The following is a 14,214-nucleotide window of genomic DNA, read 5'->3' as shown; positions in this document are numbered from 1 at the left end:
GAGATTTGTCGACTTTCCCCGGCGCGCCGGAGCGGTGAGAGGAGCGGCGCGATCTACGCTCGCGACGTCACCAGGCCTTCCCCGCCCACCGACGCACCGACGTAATCCCAGGGAGATCGCATGGACCACCAGGACTACCCCGACACCGCGGACCTCCCGGACTACGGTGGGTCGGTCGCGGTCGAGGAGCGCCCGACCGAGCCGGCTCAGCCACCGGCACCTGTGCCGGTCGCGGCCGAGCCGGAACTGGGCCCGACCGGCCGGCCCTGGCCGGTCCTGCCCGAGCCGGGCCCGCGCACCACCACCGGCCCGGCCCTGGTGATCGCGATGTGCAACCAGAAGGGCGGCGTGGGCAAGACCACGACGACGATCAACCTCGGCGCGGCACTGGCCGAGACCGGCCGCAAGGTGCTGCTGGTCGACTTCGATCCGCAGGGCTCGCTGTCGGTCGGGCTCGGGGTGAACCCGCACACCCTCGAACACAGCGTCTACAACCTGCTGCTGAGCCGCGAGGTCGGCGTCGACGAGGTGATCACGACCAGCAGCGTCGAGGGGATGGACCTGCTGCCCAGCAACATCGACCTGTCCGCCGCCGAGGTGCAGCTGGTCTCGGAGGTGGCCCGCGAGCAGACCCTGCTGCGGGTGCTGGAGAAGGTGCAGGACCGCTACGACGTGATCCTGATCGACTGCGCGCCCTCGCTCGGCCTGCTGACGATCAACGCGCTCACCGCTGCCGACCGGGTGATCATGCCACTGGAGTGCGAGTACTTCGCGCTGCGCGGCATCGTGTTGCTCACCGACACCATCGCCAAGGTGCAGGACCGGCTCAACCCGCGGCTGGAGATTCTCGGCATCCTCGGCACCATGTACGACCCGCGCACGCTGCACGGCCGCGAGGTGCTCGAGCGGGTGGTGCAGGCGTTCGGCGACGAGGTGTTCCATACCGTGATCCGGCGGACCATCAAGTTCCCGGAGACCACGGTGGCGGGCGAGCCGATCACGACGTATGCCTCCAGCTCGCCGGGTGCGGGCTCCTACCGGATGCTGGCGCGGGAGGTGCTCGCCCGGTGTCCCGGCGCGTGAGCCTGCCCGGCGCCTCCGAGCTGTTCCGGCCGACCCACCCCGACGCCGACGAGACCGAGCCGCAGGCGCCACCGGGGCTCGCCGCGGTCGAGCCGCCCGAGGAGAAGCCCGGCCGGGGCTCCGGCCGGGTCCGGCACGACGAGAAGATCACGGTGTACGTCTCCGCCGACGAGCTGATCGACCTGGAGCGGGCCCGGCTCGAGTTGCGGGCCCGGCACGGCGTCGCGGTGGACCGCGGGCGAATCGTCCGGGTGGCCATCGCGACGCTCCTGGCCGACTTCCAGGCCGAGGGCGAGGAGTCCCAGCTGGTCCGGAGGTTGTCGTAGCGTGGTGGTCCTCACCATGCCCGAGCGATCACCAGCGGAGCTTCCCGATACGCGCGCAGAGCTCGTCGAAGCGCAGCAGCGCGGCCCTTCGACAGAGCCTGTCGTGAGCCCGCCGACGGGCTCAGGGCACGATCCGGGCGACACCATCTTCCGGGTGCATCTCGACAACTTCGAGGGCCCGTTCGACCTGCTGCTGCAGCTGATCTCGCGGCACAAGCTGGACGTCACCGAGGTCTCGCTGTCCACGGTCACCGACGAGTTCATCGCCCACATCAAGGCGGCGGGCGCCGACTGGGACCTGGAGCAGACGAGCCAGTTCATCGTGGTCGCCGCCACCCTGCTGGACCTGAAGGCCGCCCGGCTGATCCCCTCCGGGGAGGTGGAGGATGCCGAGGACCTGGCGCTGCTGGAGGCGCGGGACCTGCTGTTCGCCCGGCTGCTGCAGTACCGCGCGTTCAAGCAGGTCGCGGCCTACCTGGCTCAGGCGCTGGCGGCGCAGGCCCGTCGGCACCCCCGCGACGTCGGGCTGGAGGCGCGGTTCGCCCGGCTGGTGCCCGAGTTGACGATCGCGGTCGCGCCGGAGCGGCTCGCCGCCATCGCGGCCAAGGCGCTCGCGCCCAAACAGGCCGACGTGGTCTCGCTCGCCCATCTGCACGCGCCGGCGGTGAGCGTCCGGGAGCAGGCGGCGCTGGTGGTCGACCGGCTGCGGCGAAGCCGGACGATGACGTTCCGGGCGCTGACCGGCGACTCGCCCGACATCGTCACCACCGTCTGCCGCTTCCTGGCCCTGCTGGAGCTGTTCCGGGAGGCGGCCGTGGCGTTCGAGCAGCTCACCCCGCTGGGCGAGCTGACGATCCGTTGGACCGGCGCCGACGCCGGCGAGCTGGACATCTCGGACGAGTTCGACGAAGAGCCGGGCACCCCAGCCGCCGGGCAGGAGGAGCCGAGGAATGACTGAGAACCTGTCCGGGGCGCTGGAGGCGCTGCTGCTGCTGGCCGAGGAGCCGATGAGCGAGCTGACCCTGGCCACCGCGCTGGACGTACCGGTGCCGGTCGTGCACGACACCCTGCTCGAGCTGGTCGCCTTCTACGACGAGACCGGCCGCGGCTTCGAGTTGCGCGAGCTGGGTGGTGGCTGGCGCTACTACACCCGGGAGGAGCACGCCGACCTGGTGTCCGCGTACGTCCTCGAGGGGCGCGAGTCCAAGCTCTCCCAGGCCGGGCTGGAGACGCTGGCCGTCGTCGCCTACCAGCAGCCGATCTCCCGCGCCCGGATCTCGGCCATCCGCGGGGTGAACGTCGACGGCGTGATGAAGACGCTGCTGACCAGGGGACTGGTCGCCGAGACCGGCAGCGACGAGGTGTCCGGCGCGGTGCTGTTCGGGACCACCGGCTATTTCCTCGAACGGATGGGCCTGCGATCGTTGGACGAGCTCCCGCCGCTCGCCCCGCACCTGCCGGAGGTGGACGAACTCGAGGCCGAGTTGAGCCGGCTCGCCGAGCCGGCCGTTGCCGCGCACGTGGAGACTGTGCCCATGAATGAGGATGGGCCCCATGAGTGACGAGGAGGGCATCCGGCTGCAGAAGGTGCTCGCCGCGGCCGGCATCGGGTCGCGGCGGGCTTGCGAGCAGCTGATCACCGAGGGCCGGGTCGAGGTGAACGGGCGGATGGTGCTGGAGCAGGGGCTGCGGGTCGACCCGGAGCGGGACACCATCCGGGTCGACGGCTCCCGGATCCCGCCGCCGCGGCGGCACGTCTATCTGGTGCTGAACAAGCCCAAGGGCGTGGTCTCCACGCTGGAGGACCCGGAGGGCCGGCGCGATCTGAGCGACTTCCTGGTCGAGCGGCGCGAGCGGCTGTTCCACGTCGGCCGGCTGGACACCGACACCGAGGGCCTGATCATCTTGACCAACGACGGCGAGTTCGCGCAGAAGCTCGCCCACCCCTCGTATGAGGTGCCGAAGACCTATCTCGCCGAGGTCGAGGGGGTGCCCGACGCGCGCACGCTGAGGCGGCTGCGGGAGGGGGTGAAGCTGGACGACGGCCCGGTGAAGTTCAGCCGGGTCAAGCTGGTGTCCAACACCGCGGAGAAGTCCCTCGTCACGGTCACGTTGCACGAGGGCCGGAACCGCATCGTCCGCCGTACGATGGACGCGGTCGGACACCCGGTCCGCAAGCTGAGCCGAACCGCGATCGGGCCGGTCCGGCTCGGCAGGCTCAAGTCGGGGGAGCTGCGCGAGCTCACTCGTGACGAGCTGGGCGGGCTCCTCGATCTGACCGAGCGCTGACGAACCGATGACGTACGGCAGAGGGGAGCGGGGTGTGGATCGGCGGATCTTCGGCCTGGAGACGGAGTACGGCGTCGCCTGCACCTCCGGCGGCACCCGCCGGCTGACCCCGGACGAGGTCGCCCGCTACCTGTTCCGCCGGGTGGTCACCTGGGGCCGCAGCAGCAACGTCTTCCTGCGCAACGGGTCCCGGATCTACCTCGACGTCGGCTCCCACCCGGAGTACGCGACGGCCGAGTGCGACGACCTGATCCAGCTGATCAACCACGACCGGGCCGGCGAGCGGATCCTGGAGGACCTGATCGTCGACGCCGAGCAGCGGCTGGCGAGCGAGGGGATCAGCGGCGACATCTACCTGTTCAAGAACAACACCGACAGCCACGGCAACTCCTACGGCTGCCACGAGAACTACTGCATCTCCCGGGTCGGCGAGTTCGTCAAGATCACCGACGTGCTGGTGCCGTTCCTGGTGTCGCGGCAGCTGATCTGTGGCGCCGGCAAGATCCTGCACACCGCGCGCGGTGCGGAATACAGCGTCAGCCAGCGGGCCGAGCACATCTGGGAGAGCGTCTCCTCGGCGACCACCCGCAGCCGGCCGATCATCAACACCCGGGACGAGCCGCACGCCGACCCGGAGCGCTACCGCCGGCTGCACGTGATCGTCGGCGACTCGAACATGTCCGAGACCACGACCCTGCTGAAGGTCGGCAGCGCCGAGCTGGTGCTGCGGCTGATCGAGGCCGGCGTGCCGATGCGCGACTTCAACCTGGACAACCCGATCCGGGCCATCCGGGACATGAGCCGGGACCGGACCGGCCGGGTCAACGTGGCGCTGGCCAACGGCCGCAAGATCTCCGCGCTGGAGCTGCAGACCGAGTACTACGAGAAGGTGTCGGAGTTCGTCCACCGCGAGGGGCTCGGCACGCCCACCATCCACCGGGTGCTGGACCTGTGGGAGCGCACGCTGCGCGCCGTCGCCGAGGACAAGCTCGGCCTGGTCGACACCGAGATCGACTGGGCCATCAAGTACCGGCTGTTGGAGCGCTACTCGGTCAAGCACAACCTGAGCCTGGCCGATCCGCGGATCGCCCAGCTGGACCTGGCCTACCACGACATCCGGCGCAACCGGGGGGTGTTCGCGCTGATGGAAGCTCGCGGGCTGGCCGCCCGGGCGACCACCGATCCGGCCATCTTCCGGGCCAAGATCGTGCCGCCGCAGACCACCCGGGCGAAGCTCCGCGGCGACTTCATCAAGGCCGCCCAGGAGGGCCGCAACGACTACACCGTGGACTGGGTGCACCTGAAGCTGAACGACCAGGCGCAGCGCACGGTGCTCTGCAAGGACCCGTTCGTCGCGGTGGACGAGCGGGTGGACCGGCTGATCGCCTCGATGCGCCGGCCGCCCGGCCTGTGAGCACGGAGCCGACGAGGACATTGCCGGACGGCGAGCGGACCCGGGTCCGCCGGCTGCCGGACCGGCAGGTCTTCGACCGGACGTCCCTGGACGCGATCCTGGACGAGGCGCTGATCGCGCACGTGGCGTACCTCGACGCGCTTCCGGGCGGTGACGAGGACGACGACATCCCGCTGGTGCTCCCGTTTGCCTGCGCGCGCGACGGCGACACCCTGCTGCTGCACGGCTCCACCGGAGCGGGCCTGCTGCGCGCCTGTGCCGCCGGGACGACGATCTCGGTCGAGGTGACCCACCTGGACGCGCTGGTGGTCGCCCGATCGACGTTCGACCACTCGATGAACTACCGGTCGGCGGTCGTGATCGGCGTGCCCGAGGTGGTGCCCGATGACGAGAAGGCGGCGGCGCTGGACGTGCTGGTCGACCACCTGCTGCCCGGGCGGTCGGCCGAGGTCCGGCGGCCGACCCGGAAGGAACTGGCCGCCACGACGGTGGTTCGCCTGTCGCTGGCGACCGCCAGCGTGAAGGTACGGGCCAAGGGCGCGGCCACCGACCCCGGCGACGGCGAGGATCGCTCGGTCTGGGCCGGCATCCTGCCGCTCGCGCTCGTGGCCGACGCCCCGGTGGCCGAAGCCGACGTCCCGGATGCGGTCCCGGTCCCGCCGTCGGTGCGGGCCGCGGCCGCCCGTGAGTAATTCCTGACCCGAGATTCACTCGCGTCCGCCCCGCTGAGCGTGAGCGGCCTCCGGTCACGCATTCGAGTGTCGAGAATTACTCACCGGCGGGGGAGATAGCGTGGAGAGGTGACCAGCCTGGCCGATCCGCGCAGCGAGTCCCTCCCGGCCGACCTGGGACGCCGGGCCGAGCAGGCCGGCGACCTGGTGCGAAACGGAGTGGGTGCCGGCCGGCTCGGAGTCGCGTTCTCCGGCGGGGTCGACTCGTCAGTGCTGCTGGCGCTCGCCGCCCGCACCCTCGGGTCCGAGCACGTCGTCGCGATCCTCGGTGTCTCGCCCAGCCTGGCCGCCGACGAGCGGCGGGAGGCTCACCGGGTCGCCGACGCGATCGGGGTGGCGGTGGTCGAGATCGAGACCCGCGAGGGCGACCGGCCGGATTACCGGGCCAACGGCCCCGATCGCTGCTTCTACTGCAAGGACGAGTTGTTCACCCGGATCGACGACGGGCTGGCGATCGAGCACGGGCTGGCCGCGGTCGCGTACGGCGAGAACGCCGACGACGCCCTCCGGCCGGACCGTCCTGGCGCGGAGGCGGCCACCCGGCACCGGGTGCTGCGACCGCTCGCAGACGCCGGCCTGGACAAGGCGGACGTCCGTCGACTCGCCCGCGCCTGGGGACTGCCGAGCGCCGACAAGCCGGCCGCGCCCTGCCTGGCCTCCCGGATTCCCCACGGTCAGGAGGTGACGCCGGAGAAGCTCCGCCAGGTCGACCAGGCCGAGGCGGCGCTGCGGGCGCTGGGATTTGCCGACCTGCGGGTCCGGCACCACGGCGACATCGCCCGGCTGGAGCTGCCCGCCGACGATCTGGTCCGCGCGGTCTCGGAGCCGCAGCGGACGCGCGTTCAGGCGGCCGTCCGGGCCGCGGGCTTCCGCTATGCCGTCGTCGACCTCGCCGGGCTGCAGTCCGGCCTGTTCACCCTGACCGCCCTGCGCGACAGCCTGGGTGAGCTGCGGACGACCCGTGGTTGACCTCGACCAGGTCGCCACCCTCGATCTCGGCCGGGAGGCCCGCCGCGGCTATCCGGAGGCGGTGTTCTGTGCCGGCAAGAGCGTCGATCAGCTGACCGCCATCGCCGCCGAGATCGGCCGGGTGGGCCAGCGGACGCTGTTCACCCGCGCCGATCCCGCCCAGGCGGCCGCGGTACTCGCCCAGCTGCCGGACGCACATCACGACGCGGAGGCGCGGCTGATCGCCTGGCCGGCCGACCCGCCGGCGCCGAGCGGCGGGCTGATCGTGGTGGCCACCGCCGGCACCTCCGACCTGCCGGTGGCCCGCGAGGCACTGCTGACCGCCCGGCACCTCGGCCGCGAGGCGGAACTGGTCGTCGACGTCGGGGTCGCCGGGCTGCACCGGATCCTGGCCAAGCTCGAGCTGCTGCGCCGGGCCCGGGTGATCGTGGTGGTCGCCGGGATGGACGGTGCGCTGCCGAGCGTGGTGGCCGGGCTCGTCAGCGCGCCGGTGGTCGCGGTGCCGACCTCGGTCGGCTACGGAGCCGCGTTCGAGGGCCTCGCGGCACTGCTCACCATGCTCAACGCCTGCGCCCCGGGGGTGGCGGTGGTCAACATCGACAACGGGTACGGCGCCGGTCACCTCGCCGCCCAGATCGCCGCCGCCGTCCCGGCCGAGCCGGCGGCGACGACCCGCGACCCCGCGGATGGCTGAGCGGCTCGGCTGGGTCGACGCCTCCGCCGGCGTCGCCGGCGACATGCTGCTCGGCGCGCTGCTGGACGCCGGAGTCGACCCGGCCGTGGTGCGGACGGCCGTCGACGCGGTGCTCCCCGGAGCGGTGGAGATCACGTATCGGCAGGTCACCCGGGCCGGGCTGCGCGCCACCAAGGCCGACGTACGTCCGCTGCTCGACGACCCGCCGCACCGCACCTGGCGCGACATCGAGGGCATGCTGCGGTCCGCGTCGCTGGCCGAGGACGTACGGGTGCGGGCGCTGGCCGTCTTCGGCCGGCTGGCCGAGGCGGAGGCCCGGGTGCACGGCATCGCCGCGGCCGACGTGCACTTCCACGAGGTCGGTGCGCTGGACTCGATCGCCGACGTGGTCGGGGTCTGCGCAGGGCTGGACTCGCTCGGCCTGGATCGGCTGGTAGTCGGCCGGATCGCGCTCGGTTCCGGTACCACCCGGGCGGCTCACGGCCGGCTGGCCGTCCCGGTGCCCGCCGTGCTGGAGCTGTCCACCGGCTGGCAGGTCTCCGCCGGCGGCGAGGGGGAGCTGACGACCCCGACCGGAATGGCGCTGCTGATGACGCTGGCCGACGGTAACGCGGACCTGCCCGCAGTCACCGTCGAGCGCAGCGGAGTCGGCGCCGGCTCCCGCGACACGCCGGGGCGGGCGAACGTCACCCGGCTGGTGATCGGCACCGCGCAGCAGGTGGGCGGAGCGGCCGACGAGCTGCTGCTGCTGGAGACCAACGTCGACGATCTCGACCCGCGGCTGTGGCCGGGGGTGCTCGCCGGTCTGCTCGCGGCCGGTGCCGCCGATGCGTGGTTGACCCCGATCCTGGCGAAGAAGGGCCGGCCGGCCCACGTGCTGAGCGTGCTGGTCCGCCCGGAGCAGCGAGACGCCGCGCTCGATCTGGTCCTGGGTCGGACCAGCTCGCTCGGCGTCCGAATCCAGCCGGTCGCTCGCTATGCCGTGCCGCGCCTGATGGTCGACGTCGCCCTGGCGCACGGCTCGATCGCGGTGAAGGTCGGCCACCGCAACGGCGTGGTGCTGCAGGTGACGCCGGAGTTCGCCGACGTGGCCGCGTACGCCCGCGCGCACGGGCGGGCCGAGCAGGAGGTGATGGCGGACGCGCTCGCCGCGGCGGTCCGGCTCGGCTACCGCGCCGGCGCGCCCTTGCCTGAGCCGGATCCGCCGGGCTGAGCCGTCCACAGTCTCCGCACAGCTGAGGGCAACGATTCTCTTGGCGCCCGCCGGTATCGTTCTCCGGTGCCTGCTTTCACCAGGGCCCTCGCGGTCGCCGGTCTGACCTGTTCCGTCCTCGCCCTCGCCGCCTGCGGTGGCGGCGACTCGACCTCCGGCCAGTCGGCCTCGCCGACCGCGGCGCCGAGCTCGGCGGCGGCGAGCCCGTCCGCCTCGGCCAGCCCGTCGAGCACGGTGAAGGCCTCCGACAACCTGAGCGCCATCAAGGTGAGCGGTGACTACGGCAAGGCGCCGAAGGTCTCGTTCAAGGCGCCGTTCGCCATCGACAAGACCCGGACCGAGGTGCTCAAGCCGTCGAACGGGCCGGTCGCCACCGCCAGCTCGATGGTGTCGGTCAATTACTACGGCGTCAACGGCCGGACCGGCAAGGTCTTCGACCAGTCGTACGAGCGCGGGGCGCCGGTCGCGTTCAGCCTCGCTCAGGTCGTACCGGGCTTCCAGAAGGGGCTCAACGGCCAGCACCAGGGCAGCCGGGTGCTGATCGCGATGCCCGGCTCCGACGGCTACGACTCCTCGGGCGGCAACGCGCAGGCCGGCATCAACGTCGGCGACACGCTGATCTTCGTGGTCGACATCGAGCAGGTCCAGCTGAGCGGTCCGAGCGGCAGCGCGGTCAAGCCGAAGGATGGGCTGCCGACGGTCACCGACACCAAGGGCGTGCCGACCGTCACCGTGCCCAAGACCGCGGCGCCGAAGACCCTGCAGGTCCAGCCGCTGATCAAGGGCAGCGGGCCGAAGGTCGGCGAGACCGACGCGGTCACGATCAACTACCTGTGGCAGACCTGGGACGGCCGCCAGCTGGAGACGACCTATGGTCAGCAGCCCGCGTCCCTGGACATGAGCAAGGCGCTGTCGGGGCTGAAGAAGGGCCTGGTCGGGCAGACCGTGGGCAGCCGGGTGCTGGTGGTCGTACCGCCGGGCAGTGACGGCTACCCCGACGGCAACGCCAAGCCGAAGGTGGAGAAGACCGACACGCTGGTGTTCGTGGTCGACATCTTGTTCAGCCAGCCGGCCCAGTAACGCCCGGACCAGTAACGCCCGGACCAGTAACGCCCGGACCAGTAGTCAGCAGACCGGCGGCAAGCCGGCCGGCGGCGGCCGCGGCCAGGAAGTAGCCGGGATCGTCGTCCAGCCCGCGGCCCATGCTGGACAATCGCAGCGGTGCCCGCCGCAGCGCGTCCGGCAGGCCGTCCAGCGGGACCCGGTGCAGCCGGTGCCGGTGCAGCGCCAGCACCTGCGCCTCCACCCGAGCGCCGAGATCGGCCAGGTCGCCGCCGAACGCCGGCACGGCGAGGTCGGCCGGCAGCAACGCCACCCGGCCGTACGCGGTCAGGCTGTGGTGCGACACCCCGCGGTGCCGCTCGCGCGGGTCTGCGGCGGAGATCCGCAGCGATCCGACCGGCCGGCCGCCGAGGGTGGTGGCGGCGTTGACGGCCTCCCCGCAGGCGACGCCGGAGAATCCCCAGCGGGTGCCGGTGCCGAGGTTGCCGGGGCCCTGGGTCAGGATCGCGATGTCGGCGCCAAGCGCGAGCCGGGCGGCCAGCAGCCCGGAGTGGACGTTCACCGCCTCCAGGTCGCCGCCGAACGCCTGACCGGCGGTCACGGTGGCCGCCAGCCAACCCACTTCGCGTAGCCGGGCGACCGAGCGGGAGAAGGCCAGCGGCAGCGCGCCATGGTCGCTCATCAGATAGACCACCCGGGCGTCGGGTCGGTCGAGCCGGATCGCCGCGAGGATCGCCGGCAGCGCCGAGTGCAGATCGGCGACCACCACGGGCAGCCCGGCCAGGTCGTCCGCGTCGGCCAGCACGTCGTGGAACGGCGACCCTTGCTCGTCCGCGCCGGCCACCATCGCCTGCAGCGGCAGGTAGCGGGCCTTGACCAGGTGGCCGGCCGGTGCGGCCGGCTGGCCGTGCGGGTGGCCGGCGGCGTCGAGCACCGCGATCACCAGCGCGTATCCGCCGGTGCCCAGACCGCGGTCCAGCGCCGCCACGTTCAGCAGCAACCGGTCGCCGAGCCGCGGCGCGGGCGTCAGGTCGGTATACGCCAGCGCCCGGCAGGTCGCCCCGGTGTCGGTTCGTTCCGCGATCACCTCCGCGGCGCCTCGCCAGCCGGCCAGGACCTCGGTGACCACGCCCTCGGCCCAGGTGATCATGCTCGCGAGGCTAGCAAGGCGGTCGGGGCCGGCATCGGATCAGCCGATCACCCAGGGCTCGCGCGGCAGCCGTGCCGGATCGAAGCGGGGAAGCAGGTCCTCCAGGGTGACGATCTCACCGGGCCCGGCCAGGTCAAGCGACGCCGCGATCCGGGTCAGCACCTGTGGCGGCTCGACGCCCACGGCCGCGAGGTCGGCCAGGGTGACCGCGCCGTCGCGCTTGGCCAGCCGGCGACCGGCGGTGTTCACCGCCAGGGGCACGTGCGCGTACGTCGGCGGTCGGCCGCCCAGCAAGGTGGTCAGATGAGCCTGGTTCACCGCCGAGGCGAGCAGGTCGTCGCCGCGGACCACCTGGTCGATCCCGCTCGCCAGGTCGTCCACGACCACGGCCAGGTTGTAGGCCGCCACCCCGTCGTTGCGGCGCAGCACGATGTCGTCGACCACGCCGGTCACCTCGCCGTGCAGCAGGTCATGGATCGTCGTCGTGGTCTCGGCGCCGGCTGATGCGCGAAGTCGCAGCGCGGGCGCCCGCGTCGCCCGCCGCGTCTGCCGCTCGCCCTCGGTCAAGTCCCGGCAGGTGCCCGGGTAGCGGCGGTAGCCGAGGGGTTCGTCGTGGGGCGCGGACGCGGCGTCGGCGATCTCCCGGCGGGTGCAGAAGCACTCGTACGTCCGCCCGGCCAGCGCGTCCAGCGCCGCCTCGTGTGCCGCGGTCCGCTCGGACTGCACCACCGGCACCCCGTCGAAGCCGATCCCGAGCGCGGCCAGGTCGGCGACCTGCCGCTCGGCCAGCCCGGGACGTACCCGGCCGGTGTCCAGGTCCTCGATCCGGAGCAGGAACGCCCGCCCGCTGGAACGCGCGAACAGCCACGCCAGCACCGCCGTCCGCAGGTTGCCCAGATGGAGTTCACCCGTCGGACTCGGCGCATAGCGGCCGGCGCCCGGACCGTCGGTGCTGTTCACAGGATCCTTCACGATCGGCTGGTAGCGTGCGAGCGGCCGACCGCACACACGTTCGAGAAAGCGACCAGCATGGCACCGCGCAAGACGGAGAGGATCCTCAACCTCACCATCTGCCTGCTCGTGTCGGGTCGGTTCGTGCCGAAGAGCCGGATCCGCGAGGTGGTCGAGGGCTACCACGACCTCAGCGACGCCGCGTTCGAGCGGACCTTCGAGCGGGACAAGGACGAGCTGCGGGCGCTCGGCGTACCGATCGAGGTGGGCAGCTTCGACCCGCTGTTCGACGACGAACCGGGCTATCGGATCCTGCCGTCGGAGTTCGAGCTGCCGGCCATCGACCTCGACCCGGAGGAGGCGGCCGTGGTCGGCGTCGCCGCCCGGGTCTGGCAGCACGCGAGCATGGCCGAGTCCACACAGAGCGCGCTCGCCAAGCTGCGCGCGGCCGGGATCGAGCCCGACACCTCCCAGCTGGCCGACCTGCAGCCGTCCGTGCAGGCGTCCGAGCCGGCCTTCGAGGCGCTGTGGAACGCGGTGATCACCCGGACCAGGATGAGCTTCACCTACCGCGACGGGGCCGTCCGGACGGTCGAACCGTGGGGGATGACGTCGCGCAAGGGTCGCTGGTACGTGATCGGCTGGGACCTCGACCGCAAGGCCGAGCGGATGTTCAAGGTGTCCCGGATCAGCGACCAGCCGCGGAAGGTGTCGCGCGCGGGGGCGTACGACGTGCCGGACGACGTCGACCTCCGCCGGCTCGCCCGCTCGCTCGCCCCGCCGGAACCCACCGCGGCCGCGGTGCTCGCGATCCGCGCCGGCAAGGCGCCGAGCCTGCGTCGCCGGGGCACGACGCCGCCCGAGCGCGTCGACGGCCCGCTGCCGCCCGGCTTCGAGGCGGTCGAGGTCGGGTTCTCCGACGTCTACCCGCTGGCGGAGGAGATCTGCCGGCACGCCGCCGACGTGGTGGTGCTCGACCCGCCCGACCTGCGCAAGGTGGTCGTCGCCGGGCTGACCGCTGTCGCCCGGGTCGGGGAGGCGAGATGACCTCGCAGGCCCAGGTACGTCGGCTGCTCAGCCTGGTGCCGTACCTGCGCGAGCACGACGGGGCCAAGCTGACCGACGTCGCGGAGGCGTTCGGGATCACCGTGAAGACGCTGCGCGACGACCTGAACGTGCTCTGGATGTGCGGTATGCCCGGGCTCACTCCCGGCGACCTGATCGACATCGACATGGATGCGGTGGAGACCGAGGGCAAGATCCACCTCAGCAACGCCGACTATCTGCCGCGGCCGCTGCGGCTGTCCACCGACGAAGCGCTGGCCCTGATGCTGGCGCTGCGGACGCTGCGCGAGATCGCCGGGCCGGGCCGGCGCGACGCGATCGAGCGGGCGCTGGCGAAGCTCGAGCTGGCCGCCGGGCACCAGCCCACCGATCGGGCCGAGGTCGACGTCGCCGCGGGCCGGGCCGACATCCGGGCCCGGGTCACCGACGGTCTGCAGCGCGGCAAGCGGCTGGATCTCACCTATGACGTGGCATCGCGGGCGGAGACCACCCGGCGGCAGGTCGACCCGCTGCGGCTGTTCGTGCTGGAGGGCGCGGGATACCTCGATGCGTGGTGCTATCTGGCCGGCGACCTGCGCACGTTCCGGCTGGACCGGATGGCGGCGGTCGAGGTGACCGAGACCGATGTCGCGCCGCATCCCGGCGTGGTGCTGAAGGACCTCTCCGGCGGCTGGTTCGCCTCGCTGGCCGACGCGCCGCTGGTCACCCTCGACCTGGCGCCGTGGTCGTCGTGGGTCGCGGAGTACTACCCGACGGAGTCGGTCGCGCCGCGGCCGGACGGTGGGTTGCGGGTCTCGCTGCGAGTCAGCGACCCCGCCTGGCTGACCGGACTGGTGCTCCGGCTGGGCGGTGGCGCGACCGTGGTGACACCCCGGGGCGCCGGCGACTCCGCCCGCGAGTCGGCCCAGGAGGCCCTGGACCAGTACGCCGCCCTCGGCCTCGCCGACTGACCCGCGCCCGTACCCGTGCCCTCGCCTCGTACCTGAACTCGCACGCACCCGAACCCGCACGCACCCGAACTCGGATCCCCTGTACGCCCTCGGATCCCTTGCAGCGGATCCAAGGTTGCACAGCGGATCCGGGTTCCGCGGCTGATGGTCTTCGGATCCCCTGTACGCCGCCGGATCCCATGCAGCGGATCCAAGGTTGCACAGGGGATCCGGGTTTCGCGGCGGATGGTCTTCGGATCCCCTGTACGCCGCCGGGGCGGTCTCCAGTAGTCATCGCAACACCTCGGCGTTGGGAGGTTGTGGTGGTGGGTGCGGCG

General features: G+C 72.4%; 15 protein-coding genes. 13 read left to right on the top strand and 2 right to left on the bottom strand.

Translation table 11 applies throughout. The features are described from left to right. The first annotated feature begins 222 nt into the window (after positions 1 to 222). The 11 genes from ABD747_RS00580 to ABD747_RS00530 all read left to right on the top strand — a co-directional run bounded on the left by ABD747_RS00580 (position 223) and on the right by ABD747_RS00530 (position 9,799). Positions 223 to 1,083, top strand: coding sequence for a ParA family protein (locus tag ABD747_RS00580; RefSeq protein WP_425562460.1), 861 nt, complete (start codon positions 223 to 225; stop codon positions 1,081 to 1,083). After that, the gene (locus ABD747_RS00575) at positions 1,068 to 1,409 is read left to right on the top strand and encodes a hypothetical protein (RefSeq protein ID WP_344801120.1); all 342 of its coding nucleotides are present in this window, start codon (positions 1,068 to 1,070) and stop codon (positions 1,407 to 1,409) included. The genes ABD747_RS00580 and ABD747_RS00575 overlap by 16 nt, the downstream gene beginning before the upstream one ends. Before the next feature lie 103 nt (positions 1,410 to 1,512). After that, positions 1,513 to 2,367 (top strand): segregation and condensation protein A, encoded by an 855-nt coding sequence (locus ABD747_RS00570; protein WP_344801119.1) that lies wholly within the window; start codon positions 1,513 to 1,515, stop codon positions 2,365 to 2,367. Then, complete coding sequence (gene scpB / locus ABD747_RS00565) at positions 2,360 to 2,971, top strand: SMC-Scp complex subunit ScpB (protein WP_344801118.1); 612 nt, start codon at positions 2,360 to 2,362, stop codon at positions 2,969 to 2,971. The genes ABD747_RS00570 and scpB overlap by 8 nt, the downstream gene beginning before the upstream one ends. Then, positions 2,964 to 3,698, top strand: coding sequence for a pseudouridine synthase (locus ABD747_RS00560; RefSeq protein ID WP_344801117.1), 735 nt, complete (start codon positions 2,964 to 2,966; stop codon positions 3,696 to 3,698). The genes scpB and ABD747_RS00560 overlap by 8 nt, the downstream gene beginning before the upstream one ends. Positions 3,699 to 3,732: 34 nt before the next feature. Continuing rightward, positions 3,733 to 5,112: a Pup--protein ligase gene (pafA, locus tag ABD747_RS00555; RefSeq protein ID WP_344801116.1), complete on the top strand. Its 1,380-nt coding sequence runs from the start codon at positions 3,733 to 3,735 to the stop codon at positions 5,110 to 5,112. After that, positions 5,109 to 5,804, top strand: coding sequence for a pyridoxamine 5'-phosphate oxidase family protein (locus tag ABD747_RS00550; protein ID WP_344801115.1), 696 nt, complete (start codon positions 5,109 to 5,111; stop codon positions 5,802 to 5,804). Before pafA ends, ABD747_RS00550 begins: the two co-directional genes overlap by 4 nt. A 108-nt stretch (positions 5,805 to 5,912) precedes the next feature. Then, positions 5,913 to 6,812: an ATP-dependent sacrificial sulfur transferase LarE gene (larE, locus tag ABD747_RS00545; RefSeq protein ID WP_344801114.1), complete on the top strand. Its 900-nt coding sequence runs from the start codon at positions 5,913 to 5,915 to the stop codon at positions 6,810 to 6,812. Next, positions 6,805 to 7,506 carry a nickel pincer cofactor biosynthesis protein LarB gene (larB, locus tag ABD747_RS00540; RefSeq protein WP_344801113.1) on the top strand — a complete coding sequence of 234 codons (702 nt, stop codon included), beginning with the start codon at positions 6,805 to 6,807 and terminating at the stop codon, positions 7,504 to 7,506. The genes larE and larB overlap by 8 nt, the downstream gene beginning before the upstream one ends. Next, the gene (gene larC, locus ABD747_RS00535; protein WP_344801112.1) at positions 7,499 to 8,719 is read left to right on the top strand and encodes a nickel pincer cofactor biosynthesis protein LarC; all 1,221 of its coding nucleotides are present in this window, start codon (positions 7,499 to 7,501) and stop codon (positions 8,717 to 8,719) included. Before larB ends, larC begins: the two co-directional genes overlap by 8 nt. A 66-nt stretch (positions 8,720 to 8,785) precedes the next feature. Beyond that, a complete protein-coding gene (locus ABD747_RS00530) occupies positions 8,786 to 9,799 on the top strand; it encodes an FKBP-type peptidyl-prolyl cis-trans isomerase (protein WP_344801111.1) in 1,014 nt (337 codons plus the stop codon). Here ABD747_RS00530 and ABD747_RS00525 read toward each other — a convergent pair. Then, positions 9,780 to 10,931 (bottom strand): DUF3866 family protein, encoded by a 1,152-nt coding sequence (locus tag ABD747_RS00525; RefSeq protein WP_344801110.1) that lies wholly within the window; start codon positions 10,929 to 10,931, stop codon positions 9,780 to 9,782. The two genes, ABD747_RS00530 and ABD747_RS00525, sit on opposite strands and share 20 nt — an antisense overlap. Positions 10,932 to 10,970: 39 nt before the next feature. Then, entirely contained in the window at positions 10,971 to 11,903 is a 933-nt protein-coding gene (gluQRS, locus tag ABD747_RS00520; protein ID WP_344801109.1) for a tRNA glutamyl-Q(34) synthetase GluQRS, read from the bottom strand. A 57-nt stretch (positions 11,904 to 11,960) separates the two neighbouring features. Between gluQRS and ABD747_RS00515 the strand changes: the two genes are divergently transcribed. Both ABD747_RS00515 and ABD747_RS00510 read left to right on the top strand, forming a co-directional pair. After that, positions 11,961 to 12,929, top strand: a complete 969-nt coding sequence (locus ABD747_RS00515) for a helix-turn-helix transcriptional regulator (RefSeq protein ID WP_344801108.1) — start codon at positions 11,961 to 11,963, stop codon at positions 12,927 to 12,929. Next, on the top strand, positions 12,926 to 13,897 hold the full coding sequence (locus ABD747_RS00510) for a helix-turn-helix transcriptional regulator (RefSeq protein WP_344801107.1): 972 nt from the start codon (positions 12,926 to 12,928) through the stop codon (positions 13,895 to 13,897). Before ABD747_RS00515 ends, ABD747_RS00510 begins: the two co-directional genes overlap by 4 nt. Positions 13,898 to 14,214 lie beyond the last annotated feature (317 nt).

It is taken from the genome of Microlunatus ginsengisoli (assembly GCF_039537205.1).
Classification (GTDB): domain Bacteria; phylum Actinomycetota; class Actinomycetes; order Propionibacteriales; family Propionibacteriaceae; genus Microlunatus; species Microlunatus ginsengisoli.
This window is presented reverse-complemented; position numbering and strand designations above follow the sequence as displayed.